This is a genomic window from Streptomyces sp. NPDC054813 (assembly GCF_053611365.1).
In genome coordinates this window covers 181,621-199,064 of sequence record NZ_JBSHAF010000017.1, presented here as the reverse complement: position 1 = coordinate 199,064, position 17,444 = coordinate 181,621, and the positions used below count along the sequence as shown (strand labels likewise).

The window sequence follows — 17,444 nt, the reverse complement described above, 5'->3', positions numbered from 1 at the left end:
TCAGCGCAACAACCGCAGAAAAACTTCGGCCCTCGCCGGGACGGGCAATCCCAGTGCGAGGGCCTAACCACCCAGGAAGCGAAACCCTTCCCGATGGATACGAAAAACCCTAGCGCGCCCTCGTGCGCCGAGTCCCGTGTTGCCGCCAAGAAACACCCGAACCGGGGGTCAGGCGGCGGGCTCATTCACGAGAACACCCGCCACACCTCGCACTTCGTGGTGATCGGCAACGACCTCGCCCAGCACCCCGATCTGTCGGGGCTCGCGGTCGGGATCGGCGTGCACATCCAGTCGCTTCCGGCCGGTGCCCGGGTCGACATCAAGACGCTGGCGGAGCGCCTGAAGGAGGGCAGGACCCGTATCGCGGCCGCGCTGCGGGAGCTTGAGGCGGTCGGGTACCTGCGCCGCGAACGCGTACGCCTGCCCGACGGCCGGATCGTGACCCGCACGGTCTCCTGCAACCGGCCCGGCCACAGCAGTCGCGCCCATCAGCCGGAAGCCGCAGCACGGCCGAAGGCACCGCAGAAGCCCGCCCGCAAAGCCCTCCCACCCGTACCGCGCCCGGCCTGCCCCTCCCCCGCGCTGCTCCAGCAGGCCCTGGACCTGCTCGCACGCCTGCGCCGCCACGACTCCCGGCTGCTGCTGTCGGCCACCGACACCGAGCATCTGGCCCCCGGGGTCGCCGCCTGGCTGGAACGCGATGTCAGCACAGCCGCCATAGTGCGGGCCCTGACCGCCGATCTGCCTTCCGAGGAGCTGCGCCGCCCCGCCGCGCTGCTCGCCCACCGGCTGGCGGACCGCCTGCCACCACCGCCCCCATTCCGGACACCGGCCCCGCCGCCGCCCGTCCCGGCCCGGGTCCAGAACTGCGAGCACTGCGACCGCGGTTTCCGCTCACCCACCCCCGGACTCTGCCGCGACTGCCGAACCGACCTCAGCTAGGCGACCCAGCACGAAAACGAGCGCCATGACCATCGCTACCGGCAACGCCGGCGAGACGGGCTCCCACAGGTACCGGGCCATGCGGGACCTTGTGCAGTCCACGGACGACACCATCCCCGGAAAATTCGAGATCACCCGAGAAGGCATCGTCCACGACCTGATCTCGCCCAACGGCCCCCACGAACTGACGCGGTCCCGCCTGCGCAAACGCCTGGAGGCAGTGATGCCCGAGGAGCTCGTGGCCCACACGGGCAAGCCGGACGTCGAGGACGAGGCTCAAGGCATCATGCGTCGCCCCGACGTGATGGTGATCGCCGAGGCGGACATGGAGGTCGAGGCCACCTTCGATCCCCGGACGATCTGTGCCGCCGTCGAGGTCGTCTCCCGCTCCAATCCCGACAACGACTGGATCGGCAAGGATCGCGACTACCCCCTGATCGGCATCCCCGTCTACGCGGTCTTCGACCCCCGCACCGGCACCGGCGCCGTCCTCACCGACATCCACCCCACCCCCGACGGCCCCCGCTACGCGACCCGCAAGGACTTCGTCTACGGCGAGGACGTCACCATCGGCGACTGGACCATCGCGACGGACGGCCTGCCCCGCTACCAGCCTGCGGGCCAGTAGGGCCGGATAGGTTGCCGACATGATCCTCGCCCCCCTCCCCCTCACCCCCGACCACGACATCCCCGGCCCACTCCTCACCGAGTTGACCGCCCTGTACGCCTCCGATCGGGAGTTCCAGGCGCTCAGTGGGGACTTTCCGGATCCGGACGACATCCGGCCGGAGCAGGTGGCCGGTGCGCTGGCCGACGAGTTGGCGAACCCGGACGTGGAGGTGCTGCTGGCGCGAGCCGAGGGGCGGCTGGTAGGGGTGGTGATCACGCTGGCCCGGCACCCTGATCCGGCCGATCCTGATCCGTGGATCGGGCTGCTGATGGTGGACGCGGGGGCGCGGGCACGGGGGTACGGGCGGCGGATCGCGGAGGGCGTCGAGGAGAGGTTCCGGGCGGCGGGGCGGGACGCCCTACGGCTCGCCGTGCTGGAGAACAACCCGAAGGGGCTCGCCTTCTGGACGGCCCTCGGGTACGAGGTGATCAGTCATCGTCCGGATCGTCAGCTCGGGCGGCCGTGTGCGGTGCTGCGCAAGGAGCTGACTGAGACGGAGGGGTGACCGGGCCTATGGCCGGGACGGCTTGCCGTCGCCGTACAGCCAGTTCTTCCAGATGGCGGAGAAGTCCTTGCCGGGGGCCTTCTTCTCGACGTACGCGGTGAACTCGGCCGTGTCCGCGTTGCCGTGGCGGTGGGTGGCGGCCCAGCCCTGGATGATGTCGTAGAACGTGTCGTCGCCGACCGTCTGGCGGATCTTCTGCAGGACCATCGCGCCGCGGTCGTACACGGGCGGGTCCGAGATGTGCGCGGCGCTCGACGGCTCGGCGGGCGGGAACGCCCACAGGCCGCTGCCCCTGGAGCCCGCGTAGACCTTGTCGAAGGTCTGCTGGGCGCTCGGGCCGCCGTGGTCCTCGGCCCAGAGCCACTCGGCGTAGGTCGCGAAGCCCTCGTTGAGCCACATGTCCCGCCAGCTCCTCGGGGTGACGGAGTCGCCGTACCACTGGTGGGCGAGTTCGTGGACGAGGGTCCCGGTGTCCGGGGCGCCGGGGAAGAGCGGCCGGTTCTGGGTCTCCAGGGCGTACCCGGAATCCGCCGGGCGGTCCACGATCGCACCCGTGGAGGAGAAGGGGTAGGGGCCGAAGTTGTACGCCTCCCACTCGATGATCTCGGGGAGCTTCGCCAACACCGCCCGGCTCGCCTTCACCTGCGTCGGGTCGACGGCCGTGTACACCGGCAGGCCGTCGGAGAGGGTGGAGCGGGTCACCGTGTAGTGGCCGACGGCGACCGTGGCGACGTAGCTCGCCATCGGCTCGGCGGTGTGCCAGACGAAGGTCGTACGGCCGTTCTTGGTCGTCTCGCTCTTCAACTCCCCGTTGGAGACGGCCTGGAGGCCCTTCGGGACGGTGACCTTGATGTCGTACGACGCCTTGTCGGAGGGGTGGTGGTTGCCGGGGAACCAGGCCATGGCGCCGACCGGCTCGCCGAGGCCGAGCGCGCCGTCCGCGGTGCGCAGCCAGCCCTCCTTCGAGCCGTCGGGGTCGGTGATCGTCTCCGGGCGGCCCGAGTAGCGCACGGTCGTGGAGAAGGTCTCGCCCTTGTCCAGGTCGTCGTGCGGGCGGACGGTCAGCTCCTGGCCGGCCCGGTTCCAGCGGGCCTCCCTGCCCTCGACGGTGACCTCGTCGACGTGCAGTCCTCGGAGGTCGAGGTCGAAGGCGGACAGGTCCCGGGTGGCCCGGGCGGTGATCACGGCGGTGCCGGTGAGGCGGCGGGTGCCGGGGTCGTAGCCGATGTCCAGGGCGTAGTGGCTCACGTCGTAGCCGCCGTTGCCCGCCTTCGGGAAGTACGGGTCGTGGACGCCCGCGCCGCCCGGGGTGCCGTGCACCCCGCCGTCGCACGCGGCCAGCACGAGGCAGAGCAGGACGGAGGGGAGAACGGGCACGGATCGGGGCACGCACGTGATCGTAGGACGCCATGACACCATCGACGACGTGCTCGACATCGGCTACGCCCTCTCCAACCGGTTCCCGGACCCGCCCCAGACCGACTATCGGCGGGTGGACGTCCACGCGCTGCGCCACGACCTGTTCTGCGGTGACGTCTACCTCGCGGACACCAAGGCGGACCGGGAGCTGTCCACAGCCTGGGGATGGGTGCCGGTGCTCGACTTCGCGTGGGCGCTGTGCGACATCGTGGAGCGGATCGACCGCGACCCGGCGGGGTCCCGGGCCGCCCGCCCCCAGCACGCGGAACTCGACTTCACCGAGTCCACCGACCGCATGCTCTTCGAGCGCCGCTTCGGCTGGGTGGACGTCGAGGCGGACTGGATGCCGGCCGAGGAGCCTCCGCTCACCTTCTCCCACTCCGAACTGCGCCGCGAGGCCCGCGACTTTCTGCACGACCTCCTCGCCGACCTGACCGACATGCACGAGGGCCTGGCCGACAACCCGGCGATCTGGACGCTCCAGGCCCGTTTCCCGAGGGTGTCGTAGCCTTCCCAGACGCTTCCCGAACGCTTCCCGGACGCCGTTCCGGGCGCCTTCCCAGGCGGTTGAACGACCTCCGGATGTACGGAAGTTGACTGCCCACCGAGGCGGGAGTGACAAGTGGGGCCGGAGTCGGCGGAAGGCGTCCCGCCTGACCCGGCCGCCTTTACGTTGACTCCGTGCGGACGCAGCGACAGGCAGGCGACAGCGGAAAAGACGCCTCTCCCGAGGGCTCCCGGGCACCGGTCACCGCCAAGCCCATCGGCTCCACCGTGCCCATCGGCACCACCACGCCTGCCGGGCCCAGCACGTCCATCGGGCCCACGGAACACGCGCTGCTGGCCCTCCGGGGGGCCGCGGGGAACGCGGCCACGACGAAGGCGCTGCGGGACGCGAAGGGGAAAGGCGTCTCCCGGCCGTCGGCGGTCCGCAGCCGGCCGGTGGCGCCCGTGGCCCCCATCGAGGAAGAGCGCACCGAGCCGGGGCTGGTGCTGCCGCCGTACCTGATGGACTTCCAGGCCGCCGGGCTGTCCACGGCGTACGGGCTGACCGGGCACGAGTTCGTACGGAACGCGGTGGCCGCCGTGGTCGGGCACGGCGACGGCACGGTCGCCGACATCGGCGCCGAGCTCGCCGGACGCCCCGAGTCGTTCTACGGACAGGGCCGCGCCTTCGCCGTCCAGGGCAGGAACGGCAAGGAGTGGTTCGACGTCACCGTCACCGTCTCCCGTGCCCCCGACGACCGGCCACCGGTCTTCCACCCCAAGGACCTGCTCGCGAACACCGTGCCGGACCCGGACGGAGCGCCGCTCGCCGCGGTGGACGAGGCCGAGGGCAAGGACACCAAGGTCGACGTCCAGCACAACACCGCCGCCACCGTCGCGACCACCGCGAGCGGCGGGTCGAGCAAGGGCCTGGGCGGCATGGCCTTCGGGCTCGCGCCCGTCGTACCGGGGCTGTGGCTGGGCGGCGCCGGCCTGGCGAACGCGCAGCCCTGGCAGTCCTCGCGGGAGTCCCGCAGCCAGCGCAACGTGGCCGAACCGCGGGTGCTGCGCAGCGAGAAGGGCTCGGTGGAGGCACCACGCAAGGTGCGGTACGGCGTACGGATCAAGAAGCAGGGCGCCCAGCACGCGGCACAGCACGCGCAGACCTTCCACGGCTCGGGCACCCTCACCCAGCGCGTGCCCACCGAACACCTCGTCCCGGCCGGCACCCCGGCGCCCGCCGCTCCGCAGCCCCTCCAGGCGGACACCGCCCGGCGCGTCTCGCTCGCCGACTCCATGGCCCCGGTCGCGGTGACCGACGGCGCGGCCCCGCACCAGGGCGGCGGCGGGCTGTTCGACGCGGTCGCCGCCGTCCTGCACCCCTCGCTCACCGCACCCGGCGCACCCGGCCGCGCCCGGCTCTACGAGGCGACCTCAACAGCGACCGTCCTGGAGGACCTGCCCCGGCTGCTGCGCGACGGCGTCACCGGCGAGGACCTGGCGTCCAAGGACGGCAGCAGCGTCGGCAGCTACCGCATGCGCGCCGAGATCACCGGCATGTCGCCCGCCTGGGGCACCGGCGGGACCCAGCTGCGCACCCATCAGCAGACCCAGCACACGGTCACCGAGAGCGCGGGCAAGGGGCGTGCCGTCACCGGCGGCCTGGGCCCGGCCATCGGCGTCGGAGCGGCCGGCAACGCCGCCGTCGTGCGGGCCACGGCCATGCCGGTCGCGGCGGCCCGCAAGGCGCGGTTCACGGTGGCCGAACAGACCGTGTCGAGCCGCCAGGGCGCGGAGGTGCGCGGCGACAAGGTGCTCTACCTCGCGACCGTCCAGTTCACCGCGGAGGGCACCGGGCCGCGCTCGGCCGAGAACATCCTGCGCCCCGGCACCCGGGTCGCCCGGCACTCGATGCGGGTGTGGATGAGTCTGCGGGCCGACGAGGCCCAGTCGCTCGGATTGCCGCTGCCGCCCGGCACCGAGGCCAAGGAGTTCATCGAGAAGCCCAGGCGGACCGACGAGAACGGCAACGAGGTCGACGTCGAGCGGCACCTCCCCTTCGGCGCCATGGGCTCCAGCGTCGCCCTCAGCCAGCTCGACACCGGCCCCATGGTCCGGGCCGTGCAGGAGCTGTTCGCGACCGACCCCCGGCTGGCCGGCTACCTGCCCGCCTTCGGTACGGACGCGGCGGCTTCGACGCCCGGCAAGGAGGAGGCCGCTCTCCAGCGGCGCAACCACCGCGAGCTGATGGCCGCCCTGTCCGAGACCAACCTGCGGGTCAACAAGGACCAGCTGACCACGACCGGCATCCGGGTCCGGCTGCGCCGCAAGACCACGCTGCACGCGCACGACGTGCAGCTCCGCGTCACAGGGCAGCTCCGCGAGACCGGCTACCTCGGCGACACCGACAACTGGCTGGTGCGCAGCCACTCCGGTGTCACCGGCAACGCCCAGAGCGGACGCAGCAGTTCACGCTCGATCGGCGGTCTGGTGCTCGGGCAGGCCAGGATCGTCCCCGGCATGCTGACCGGCTCGGCCCGCTACGAGAGGCACCGCGCCGGCACCCGCCGCAACCAGGCCGGCCCCACCACCCGCACGGACGTCCTCACCAACGGCTCCGAGAAGGCCGGCACCTTCGGGGCGGCCCTGCGCCTCGACGTCGACGTCACCATGACCTCCCGGCAGCGCAAGCTGGGCCGCGCCCTCACCCCCGGCTCCCCGGGCCAGGACGCGCCCGAGTCGAAACGGCTGGCCGGACTGCATATGGACGAGCAGGACGTACGGCTGGTCACCCCGACGGAGTTCACCCTGGACGAGGAGGGCAGGCAGCGGCAGGACACGGTACGCGACCGGCGGCGGGCGCAGACCCCGCGGCCCGACCATGCCGTCACCGCCGAGGGCATCGGCGACCTGGCCACGCTCGTGCCCCGGCCGTCCACGGGGCAGGCGCTGCGGGACTGGCAGCTGGTGGAGACGGTCGGCGACGGACAGGCCGTCCGGGACCTCGCCTTCCAGCTGCTGTCCCGGGCCGCCGCCCGCAACAAGGGCGTCCGCGAGGATCCCGCGCTGCAGGCCGAGGGGCTGGCGCCACGACTGGCGATCGAGGAGCGGTTCGGCCCGCAGGCCGTCACGGCGGCGCTGCGGCAGGCCGCGTCCTCCGGCTGGGTGGTGAAGAACCTGCGCTATCCGCGGCGGCTCGCCGCGCTGAACGGGGCCGTGGGCACCCGGCTCACCCTGGCCAACCCGAAGTTCCTGCACCGGAGCGCGGGTCCCGGCACGGAGACCTTCGTGCTCGGCGGCCACCAGGCCGCCGGCCAGGAGGGGCAGAGCACCACCAGCACCTGGCAGGTGGGCGCCACCGGCTCGGAGAACGGCCCGGAGTGGCGCCTGGGCCAGGGCCTGTCGGGGAGCCGCACCACCAGCGAGGGCGACGCCCGGTCCGCGGCGCTGTCCGGCACGGTCGAGCGCAACGCCCACACCCCGAAGAAGGCGCCGCTCCATCTGGTCCAGTGCGACCTGCTCGTCACCATGGTCGCCGAGGTCAAGGTGACCGGCGGCGGCCCCTACGTGGCGACGGCCGCCCGCACTCTGCCGGCCGAGGCGGCGGTGTGGCTGACGGAGGCGCAGCTGCCGGCCTCGATCCGCAGGCAGCTGAAGCTCGACGCCGAAGCGGCAGAGATGACGACGCCGCCGTCCACCCGGCCGGAGCGGCGACCGGCGGAGAGTTCCCGCGCGGGCGCCGAGCGCGAGGCCCGGGAAGGGACCCGGCGAGAGAAGACCCGCGTCACGGGCACGACGACGGACACGGCCGGGTCCTCCACCGCCGGCTCCACCACCGGCTCCTCCACGTCCGCGCCGCCGCGCCCCACCGGTCCGTCCTTCGACCGCGCGCTGCCCCTCGGCTTCGGCATGATCGAGAACCTGCCGAACTTCGTGCCGCTGCTGGCCCGGCTCCGTACCCGCCTCGCGGAGAGCGGGCAGCAGAGCCTCGCCGACGACCTGCTGCCCCGGCGGCAGCTGGCCGACCGCAACGACAACGTGCAGCGGCTGCTGCGCGTCCTGGACCGCGACGGCAGCGCCGGGCTGCTCTCCGGCGCCATGGACGGCGGGGTCACCGTCGAGCTGTTCGACGGCCGCAAGACCCCCTACTGGGCGGTGTTCAGGGTCAACCGCCTGGGCGACGGCGGCTACGACGGTGCGGCGGACGACGGCCGGGACCTGGAGTACATCACCGCGGCCGTCGCCCAGCAGGCCACCTCCCACGACGAGGGCGTGACGACCGGCGTGGAGGGGATCTTCGCCGGCTCCGGCAAACCGGACGGCGGCGCCGGGCAGCTGAAGAGCATGGGCGGTGCGGCGGGGCTCGGCGTCGGCTCGGGCGGCTCGCGGCGTTCCGGCACGGCGGGCCGCGGCCAGCTCGGCATGAAGACGGTCGCGGAGGCGAAGACCGCGAAGTCCTCGAAGATGCGGGTGCCGATCGAGGCGACCCTCGAACTGCACCGCGGCGACCGCCGGGTGGCGCTGGTCTCCCTGGGCCGCCAGGCGCTGACCCACCGCGTCCTGGAGAAGGACCTGGCCGCCCTCGGCCGGCTGACCGCGCCGCGCCACCAGCCGGTGGCGCCCGCTCCCGGCCCGCGGGGCGACCGCCCGGCCGCGCTCGGCACCTGGCGCTCGGGGGGTGTGCGGCTGCCGATGGAGGCGCAGGTGAACGGCTTCCAAGGCGCCCCGCAGATACGGGAGCTGGTCGGCTCCGCGGTCCGGGAGGCGGGCGGCGGCGACCGCTTCCGGTCCAAGGGCCAGGCCGCCGCGTACACCCTGCACGAGGCCGTCTCCACCGAGTGGCTGATCGCGGCGCTGCCGCTGCTGACCTCCGCCGGGGCGGAACTGCCGCCGGTGCACGCCACCGGAGCGGCGGGCCAGGACCTGCGGGCGTCCCTGCACGCGCGGCTGCGGGACGGGCGGGTGCTGGGCGTCGGCGACAAAATGACCTTCGAGACGGTGGGGCAGAGCCACCTGGACGCGCCCCGGCCCACCCAGACGGACGGCCTGAGCTCCGCCGACCACGGCAGATCGGCCCGCGGGCTGGTGGGCGCGGGACTGCTCAACGCCGACGAGTTCCGCCTCAACCAGTTGATGGGCAACGCCGGTGGCAGCGGCGGCGCGGCCGACTCGGCGGTGAACGCGTCGGGTTCGATGCCGCTGCACAAGCCCAAGTCCGCTTCGGTCCTGGTGCAGTTCACGCTGGACTTGCGGGTGGTGGCGAGGGTGAGCGACCGCGTGCGCCCCGGCCGTACCGGCACCGCCGTGCGGGAGCTGACCCTGCCCCGGCCGGTGGTGATCCGCATGCCGGAACCGGTGGTCCGCCGCATGCTGGCCGCCCAGCAGGACCGGCTACAGGACCCGGACGACCACCTGGGCCTGCGGAAGGCGGCCGCGGCCACACCCCAGGACTGAGCACCGCGGCCGGCCGGGCTCATCCCTCCACGCGGATCCCCAGCTGGACCGCCAGCACGGGGGCCAGATCCAGCAGTTGGGACAGGCTGATCACCGCCCCGGCCAGTCGCTCCACCCCTCTGGCGATCTCCAGGGACGCGGCGCCCCGCAGATCGACGTCCTTCATCGTCACCCCCGTGAAGTCGGCCTCCTTGAGGGTGCAGTCGACGAACTCCACCCGCTCCAGGACGGCGTCGCCGAAGTCCGGTTCCACCAGGACGCAGCCCTCGAAGACCACGTCTCTGAGCTTGGCCTTGCGCAGATTGAGGTAGTCGATCTTGCCGCCGCGGATCACCACGCGCTCCAGGACGGAGCCGTGCAGCTGGGTGCCGCCCAGGCGGGCGTCGACCAGCTCGACGTCGCGCAGGGTCGCGTCGGCGAGGTCGGTGCCGACGCCTCTCGGCCCCGTGAGGACCGTGTCCAGCAGCCGGGCGTGGCGCAGCCCCGTCCCGTCGAAGGCGCAGCCCGTCAGCGCGCAGTCCATGAACCGGGCGCCCGCGCCGTCCTGCCCGACGAAGTCCGCCTCCCGGAACTGCAGCCCGTCGTAGTCCCCGTCCGGCTCCAGCTCGCCGCCGCCCCAGGGTTCCAGCTCGGGCAGCCGTACCTTCGGCCGCCGCGCGCCCTTCACCTTGCCACCGCCGGACCCACCGGCCGCTGTCCTCGCCATGCCCCCATCTTGCCGGGCACCACTGACAACGGAAGGCGGACCAGTACCCGGCTACCGTACCTGCGTCCCAGGAACAACACACCCCAGGATGCGACACATACCGATTCATGGTCTTCTTTCCGAATGAGCAGCGCCCGAACGGGTGAAACGCCCGGCACGAATCCCAGCAGGGACGCGGCCGACACCCACCGCTGGTGGGGCCTGGTGATCATCGCGCTCGCCCAGCTGATGGTCGTCCTGGACGCGACGATCGTGAACATCGCGCTCCCCTCCGCACAGCGTGCTCTCGGCATGTCCGACGGCAACCGCCAGTGGGTGATCACCGCCTACACACTCGCCTTCGGCGGACTGCTCCTGCTCGGCGGCCGGATCGCCGACCTGGTCGGCCGCAAGCGGACCTTCGTCGTCGGGCTGGCCGGCTTCGCCGTCGCCTCCGCGTTCGGCGGCGCCGCGCAGACCCCGGGCATGCTCTTCGGCGCCCGCGCCCTCCAGGGCGTCTTCGCCGCCGTCCTCGCGCCCTCCGCGCTGAGCCTGGTGACGACGACCTTCACCGACCCCCGGGAACGCGGCAAGGCCTTCGGCATCTACGGCGCCCTCGCGGGCAGCGGCTCGGCCATCGGGTTCATCGTCGGCGGGCTGCTCACCGAGTACCTGAACTGGCGCTGGTGCCTGTACGTCAACGTGCCCATCGCCGTCCTCGCCGTCTTCGGCGCCTCCGCGCTGCTGCGCGACCGCCCGGGCCACACCGGCGCCCGGCTCGACGTACCCGGCGCACTGCTGGGCTGCGGCGGACTGGTGGCGATCGTCTACGGCTTCAGCGAGGCCGAGCCGCGCGGCTGGAGCGACCCGCTGGTCCTCGGCCTGTTCGCGGCCGGGGTCGTCCTGATCGCCGGGTTCCTCCGGTGGCAGAGCCGTGCCCCGAGCCCCCTTCTGCCCCTGCGCATCGTCAGGGACCGCAACCGCGCGGGCTGCTTCCTGACGATGGCGCTCGCGACCATCGCCCTGTTCGGGCTGTTCCTCTTCCTGACCTACTACCTCCAGGTCGTCCTCGGCTACTCCCCGGTCCGGGCGGGCCTCGGCTTCCTCCCGCTGACCCTGGCGATCATCACCGGCGCCACCCAGATATCCGCGCGCCTGCTGTACCGGGTGGCGCCGCGCATGCTCATGGCCCCCGGGATGCTGCTGGCCACCTGCGGTCTGCTGCTCCTGACCCGGATGACGGTCAGCCCCTCCTACCCCACCGAGATCCTGCCCGCCCTGGTGCTGATCGGCCTCGGCATGGGCCTGACCTTCATGCCGATCTTCGCCACCGCGACGGCGGGCGTGGCCCCGCAGGACTCCGGGGTCACCTCGGCCACCGTCAACACCTCTCAGCAGGTCGGCGGGTCCATCGGTACGGCCCTGCTCAACACGATCGCCACCAGCAGCAGCGCGGCCTACCTCGCCGCCCACCTCCACAGCCCCGCCCAGCGGGCCGCCGTGGTCCCGGAATCCGTCGTACACGGCTATACGACCGCCATCTGGTGGGCGTCCGGCATCATGTTCCTGGCCGGCCTGTCCGCGGCCCTGCTGGTGACGGCGAAGCCCCCGAAGCAGGACGCCCGGACGCAGTCCCCGGTGGCAGAACCGGTCGGCTGAGCGGTCGGCGGGCCTGCTGCGCGATCAGCCCGCCGGTATGTCAATCACCCACACGACGTTGCGCCCGTGCATGAATCGCCTCATGCGAATTTTCCGGGGTCTCGGCGGCAAGGCGTGGGCGTATGTCCGCAGCGCCCCCGGCACGTACGTCTGGCTCGCGGTTCTCTTCATGACGACCGTCGCGCTGCACCACATGTCACCGGAGTTCGAACAGCAGTTCCTGCGGCAGCGGTCCACCAACATCCGCGAGCTGTCGGACAACCCGGTGCGGGTGCTGGTCGCCAGCGCGATGTGGATCGATGGCGGCCACTGGGTGCCGTACGCCTTCCTCTACACCGTCTTCCACGCACCCGCGGAACGCTGGCTCGGTACGGCCCGCTGGCTGCTGGTGTGCGTGGCCGCACACGTGCTGGCCACCCTGATCAGCGAGGGTGCGCTGCTGAAGGGCATCCATGACGGCATCGCCCCGCACTCTGCGGTCAACACCCTGGACATCGGGGTGAGTTACGCGCTGGCCGGGGTGATCGCGGTGCTCGCGTACCGGCTCGCGACGCCCTGGCGGTATCCGTACATCGCGGTCGTCCTGCTCGTCTACGGTCTGCCGCTGACCGAGTCGCCCACCTTCACCGACCTCGGCCACTTCGTCGCCACACTGATCGGTCTCGCCTGCTATCCGCTGGTCAGAGGCCGCGGAAAAGCATGGAATCCGAAGGAGACACTGGCCACCCTCAACGGTTAACGTCCGCCCATGAGCAGCTCGGCAAGCAGTGTCGTCAACGGGGGCATCTCCTTCTGGTACGCGAACGACGGTCTCCCGGCGGTGCGGGAGCCGCTCGACGGGGACGCCACCGCGGACGTGGTGATCGTGGGCGGCGGGTACACGGGACTGTGGACCGCGTACTACCTGAAGAAGGCCGCCCCCTTCCTCCGGATCACGGTGCTGGAACAGAAGTTCTGCGGGTACGGCGCCTCCGGCCGCAACGGCGGCTGGCTCTACAACGGCATCGCCGGCCGCGACCGGTACGCCGCGCTGCACGGCCACGAGGCCGCCGTACGGCTGCAGCGGGCCATGAACCAGACCGTCGACGAGGTGGTGGCGGTCGCCGCGGCCGAGGGTATCGACGCCGATCTGCACAAGGGCGGGGTGCTGGAAGTGGCCACCACCCCGGCCCAGCTGGCCCGCCTCAGGGCCTTCCACGAGCACGAGCTGTCGTACGGCGAGAAGGACCGCGAGCTGTACGGCGCCGGGGAGACCCGGGAGCGGATCCGCGTCGCCGACGCGGTCGGCTCGACCTGGACCCCGCACGGGGCCCGGCTGCACCCGGTGAAGCTGGTGAAGGGGCTGGTGGCGGCCGTGGAGGCGCTGGGGGTGCGGATCCACGAGTCCACCCCCGTGACGGAGATCCGGCCGCGGCACGCCGTCACGCCCTACGGCACGGTCCGCGCCCCTTACGTCCTGCGCTGCACCGAGGGCTTCACCGCGAACCTCAAGGGGCAGAAGCGCACCTGGCTGCCGATGAACTCCTCGATGATCGCCACCGAGCCGCTGACCGAGGAGCAGTGGGGGGCGGTGGGATGGCAGGGGCTGCAGACCCTCGGCGACATGGCGCACGCCTACATGTACGCCCAGCGCACGGCCGACGGGCGGATCGCGCTCGGCGGGCGCGGGGTGCCGTACCGCTTCGGGTCGCGGACGGACAACGACGGCCGGACGCAGGAGGCGACGATCGAGGCCCTCCGCGAGATCCTGGTGCGGTTCTTCCCTGCGCTCGCGGGGGTGGGCATCGAGCACGCCTGGTCCGGGGTGCTCGGAGTCCCGCGCGACTGGTGCGCGACCGTCACCCTCGACCGCTCCACGGGGCTCGGCTGGGCGGGCGGATACGTCGGTTCCGGTGTCGCCACCACCAACCTCGCGGGACGGACGCTGCGGGACCTCGTCCAGCTCGACTCCGGCCAGGCCGGCCGCACCGACCTGACGGAGCTGCCGTGGGTGAACCACAAGGTCCGCAAGTGGGAGCCGGAGCCCTTCCGCTGGCTCGGCGTACAGGGCATGTACGCCACCTACCGCACCGCCGACCAGCGCGAACGACTCCACCCGAGCACCGAGTCGTCCCGCCTGGCACGCATCGCGGACCGGGTGGCGGGGCGGCACTGACGCACCGCACCGCACCTCGGGCGCGGACGCCCCTGGAAACCCGTTGAGGCTGTGTCACACCTGTGTGCGACCATCGCCCCAACATTCGTATTCCAGGGGGGAATTGATGGCGCACCCCGTGCCCGACACCGGTTTCGGCCCGTCGGCGAGACCCGGGCGGCTCACCGCCGTGACGGTACTCGTCGTATCCCTGCTCACCTCGCTGCTCACCCTCACCACCGCCGGGTCCGCCCGCGCCGACGACCCGGTGTGCGCACCGCTGGCCCTCGCGTCGTTCGGCGACCCCGGGGACGCGGAGGCCAAGGTGTCGGTGCCGGCGGACGGCAGTACGTGCTTCACCCTCACCGCCGAGGCGCCCGGCCTGCACCTGGTCTCCCTCGGCGCCGGCAGCAGTGACCTGTACCCGCAGCTGTACACCGCCGACGGCACCCAACTCGACTGCTACGACAACGCGTACAGCGTCAAGGGCTGGTGCGACCTGCCGGCGGCCGGCACCTACACCCTCAAGGTCGTCAACACCGGCTGGGACCTTGCCGCCTCGACGCTCACCGTCGTCCCGCTCGGCTCGGCCACCCCGGGCTGCTTCGATCCGGCCGGCACCGGCTGGGACCAGCCGCCCGCCACCCGCACCAGCGTGAGCCCGGCCGAGGTCGACTGCCAGCCCTTCACCGGGCAGCCCGGCGAGCGCATCGCCCTCACCGCCGCCACCTCGGTCTACGGCAGCACCACCGCATGGCTCACCGACGCGACCGGAGCCCGTATCTGCCCGCGCTTCCCGGAGGACGGCGAGGACGGCTGCGTACTGACCGGCAGCGGCCCCTACCGGGTGATCTCCCAGGTCACCTACTCGGAGAACGGTTTCCCGGCCGGGTACACGGTCGCCGCCCGCCGCCTGAACGACCCGCAGGGCTGCACCACCGCCCCGGTCCACCCCTATGGCGCCCTGGACCCGCAGGACCTCACCGTCGGCGGCTGCTACACCTTCACCACCGACAAGGCCGGTCTCTACACCGTCCACTACGTCAACGAGGACCGCGGCACCGGCCCGGTCCAGGTCTACGGCGCGGACGGCAGGACCGTGTGCAGCTCCGGCACCGACCCGTGCCGGGTGCCCGCGGCCGGCACCTACACCGCGATCCCCGAGGGCACCGCCCGCCAGGGCGTGATCGTCCTCGACCGCGCCTCCGACGCCGGGTGCGTGACCACCGGGTACGGCCTGCACCAGGGCGAGCTGAACACGCCCGGCCAGTACGACTGCCTGGTCCTGCCCGCCCCGCAGAACGCCCGGATCGCCGCCCTCACCCCGCTCGTCTCCGCCGGCGTCGACGCCGACGTGGAGGTCGTCGACGCCGGCGGCACCGCCCAGTGCGACGCGCAGGCTCTCGCGGACGGCGATTGCGCGCTCACCGGCACCGCGCCCTACCGCGTGCTGCTGCACAGCGAGTACCAGGCCGAGGGCGCGACCGGCTCCTACGGGGTCGCCCTGCACCGCACCGACGCCCCCGAGGGCTGCCCCGTGCTGCCCGCGGGCAGCTTCGCGGCCGACGGCGCGAAGGCCACGTTCACCACCGGTGGCGGTGTCTTCTCGCAGTGCCTGAGCATCCCGGCGGGCGCCCACACCGGCACCGAGCTGCTCCAGCTGACCGCCGGCTCCGGGGACGTACCCGCGAAGTTCTCGGTACTGGACTCCACCGGCAAGAAGGTCTGTGAGCGCTACGCCACCACCAACGGCTGGACCGTCTGCCCGCTCACCCCGGGCAAGGCCCACACCGTGCTGGTCACCGGCCAGGACAAGGCCGCCGCCTACACCCTGACCCGCCGGGACGTCACCGCCTCCGCGACCTCGGCGGGTTGCACGAAGACCGCGGCGGCCAAGGTCGGCGGCCCCTCCGTTAAGCGCGGTTACGGCGCCGCCGGCACCGTCGACTGCGTCCAGGTCACCACCCCCGCCGCCACCGACGTCGTCCACGTCAACGTGCGGGACGCGCTGGGCGCGGCGAACCTCACGGTGATCGGCGGTGACGGCAAGGTCGAGTGTTCCTACCGCAACAGCGCCTGCGCGGTCACCGGCTCCACCACCCACCAGGTCCTCGTCCAGACCCCCGCCGGCCAGCAGGCCTCCCCCGTGTACCACCTGGACGCCCTGCGCATCGCGACCGCCGACGGCCCCGCGCCCGAGTGCACCAGGGTCCCGTCGGTGGCGTACGGCTACGGCCCGGTCACCGGCACCCTCGACGAGACGCACAGCGCCGTCTGCGCGGTGCTGCCGACCGCCGGTCTCGACAGCTTCTCCGCCGACATCAAGGACACCACCGGCGCGACCGCCACGGCCGTACCGGCGCTGTACAACCCGACGTCCTGGCGCAACGGTTGCGTCCACTACATCGGTACGGACGGCGACGGCTACGACTGCGACACGCTCGGCTCGTCCACGGCACTCACCCCGACCGTGTTCCTGCTCGGCCTCCCCGAGACGGCGTCCGGCACCGCCTACAGCGCCCGGCTGGCCTGCCAGTCCACCCTGTGCGGCACCGACAAGGTGAGCGTCACCGGGATCAGCCCGGCCACCGGCGTGAGCGGTACGAAGGTCAAGGTGACGGTCACCGGCACCGCGCTCGGCCCGAACACCGAGGTACGGCTGAGCCCGTCCGGCAGGACCGTCTCCGCGAAGGCCGACTCGGTCGCCGCCGACAACCGCTCGGTGACCGCCACCCTGGACCTGACGGGCGTGGCCGCCGGCACCTGGAACGTCAGCGTGTTCACCACGTGCTGCGAGTACCCGAGCGGCTCCTTCACGGTGACCCAGCCCAAGCTGGCGAGCACGGCCGCACCGAAGATCACCGGCACGGCCAAGGTCGCCGCCAAGGTCACGGCGGCCAACGGCAGTTGGTCGGCGACCCCGACCTCCTACACGTACCAGTGGAAGGCCGACGGCAAGGCGATCTCCGGGGCGACCGCCGCGTCGTACACCGTCCCGGCGGCCCTGCTCGGCAAGAAGCTCACGGTGACCGTGACGGCCGTGAAGAGCGGCTGGCTGAGCGGGTCGGCGACCTCGGCCGCGGTGACGGTCGCGAAGGGGGTCGCGCCCAAGGCGACCAAGGCGCCGACGGTCGGCGGCACGGCGAAGGTCGGGAAGAAGCTGACGGCGGCGCACGGCACCTGGAGCCCGACGGCGACCTCGTACACGTACCAGTGGTATGCGAACGGCAAGGCGATCAGCGGTGCCACCAAGTCCACGCTGACCCTGAAGGCCGCCCAGAAGGGCAAGAAGATCACCGTGAAGGTCACGGCCCACCGCACGGGCCACCAGGACGGCACGGCGACCAGCAAGCCGACGAAGACGGTCACCGGCTGACCCCGCACCGACCGCCGACGGCCCCCCGCCCGCCCCCACGACTCGGCGGGGGGGGGGGGGCGGGGGGGCGCGGCGCGGGGCGCGGGACGAGACACGCCACGCGACATAGGGGTG

General features: G+C 72.5%; 11 protein-coding genes. 9 read left to right on the top strand and 2 right to left on the bottom strand.

Annotation, left to right across the window (positions count from 1 at the left end; genetic code table 11):
• Positions 1 to 93 precede the first annotated feature (93 nt).
• From ACWGJB_RS31360 to ACWGJB_RS31350, 3 genes are read left to right on the top strand one after another with little or no spacing between them, the layout of a single operon-like run.
• Positions 94 to 942 (top strand): helix-turn-helix domain-containing protein, encoded by an 849-nt coding sequence (locus ACWGJB_RS31360; protein ID WP_453383422.1) that lies wholly within the window; start codon positions 94 to 96, stop codon positions 940 to 942.
• 25 nt (positions 943 to 967) lie between these two features.
• Entirely contained in the window at positions 968 to 1,570 is a 603-nt protein-coding gene (locus tag ACWGJB_RS31355; protein ID WP_453383421.1) for a Uma2 family endonuclease, read from the top strand.
• Positions 1,571 to 1,589: 19 nt separating this feature from the next.
• On the top strand, positions 1,590 to 2,117 hold the full coding sequence (locus ACWGJB_RS31350) for a GNAT family N-acetyltransferase (protein ID WP_453383420.1): 528 nt from the start codon (positions 1,590 to 1,592) through the stop codon (positions 2,115 to 2,117).
• 6 nt (positions 2,118 to 2,123) lie between these two features.
• Here the strand turns inward: ACWGJB_RS31350 and ACWGJB_RS31345 are convergent, their stop codons facing one another.
• Positions 2,124 to 3,536 carry a M1 family metallopeptidase gene (locus tag ACWGJB_RS31345; protein WP_453383457.1) on the bottom strand — a complete coding sequence of 471 codons (1,413 nt, stop codon included), beginning with the start codon at positions 3,534 to 3,536 and terminating at the stop codon, positions 2,124 to 2,126.
• A 7-nt stretch (positions 3,537 to 3,543) separates the two neighbouring features.
• Between ACWGJB_RS31345 and ACWGJB_RS31340 the strand changes: the two genes are divergently transcribed.
• Positions 3,544 to 4,044, top strand: a complete 501-nt coding sequence (locus ACWGJB_RS31340) for a hypothetical protein (protein WP_453383419.1) — start codon at positions 3,544 to 3,546, stop codon at positions 4,042 to 4,044.
• A gap of 173 nt (positions 4,045 to 4,217) precedes the next feature.
• A complete protein-coding gene (locus tag ACWGJB_RS31335; protein WP_453383418.1) occupies positions 4,218 to 9,476 on the top strand; it encodes a hypothetical protein in 5,259 nt (1,752 codons plus the stop codon).
• 19 nt (positions 9,477 to 9,495) lie between these two features.
• On the opposite strand, the gene ACWGJB_RS31330 is transcribed toward ACWGJB_RS31335, so the two are convergent.
• Positions 9,496 to 10,182, bottom strand: a complete 687-nt coding sequence (locus ACWGJB_RS31330; protein ID WP_453383417.1) for a pentapeptide repeat-containing protein — start codon at positions 10,180 to 10,182, stop codon at positions 9,496 to 9,498.
• A gap of 123 nt (positions 10,183 to 10,305) precedes the next feature.
• Between ACWGJB_RS31330 and ACWGJB_RS31325 the strand changes: the two genes are divergently transcribed.
• The 4 genes from ACWGJB_RS31325 to ACWGJB_RS31310 all read left to right on the top strand — a co-directional run bounded on the left by ACWGJB_RS31325 (position 10,306) and on the right by ACWGJB_RS31310 (position 17,330).
• Positions 10,306 to 11,820 (top strand): MFS transporter, encoded by a 1,515-nt coding sequence (locus tag ACWGJB_RS31325; protein WP_453383416.1) that lies wholly within the window; start codon positions 10,306 to 10,308, stop codon positions 11,818 to 11,820.
• An 82-nt stretch (positions 11,821 to 11,902) separates the two neighbouring features.
• Positions 11,903 to 12,559, top strand: a complete 657-nt coding sequence (locus ACWGJB_RS31320) for a rhomboid-like protein (protein WP_453383415.1) — start codon at positions 11,903 to 11,905, stop codon at positions 12,557 to 12,559.
• 9 nt (positions 12,560 to 12,568) lie between these two features.
• Entirely contained in the window at positions 12,569 to 13,975 is a 1,407-nt protein-coding gene (locus ACWGJB_RS31315; RefSeq protein WP_453383414.1) for an NAD(P)/FAD-dependent oxidoreductase, read from the top strand.
• A 106-nt stretch (positions 13,976 to 14,081) separates the two neighbouring features.
• Positions 14,082 to 17,330, top strand: coding sequence for a Tat pathway signal protein (locus ACWGJB_RS31310; protein ID WP_453383413.1), 3,249 nt, complete (start codon positions 14,082 to 14,084; stop codon positions 17,328 to 17,330).
• The last annotated feature ends 114 nt before the right edge of the window (positions 17,331 to 17,444 follow it).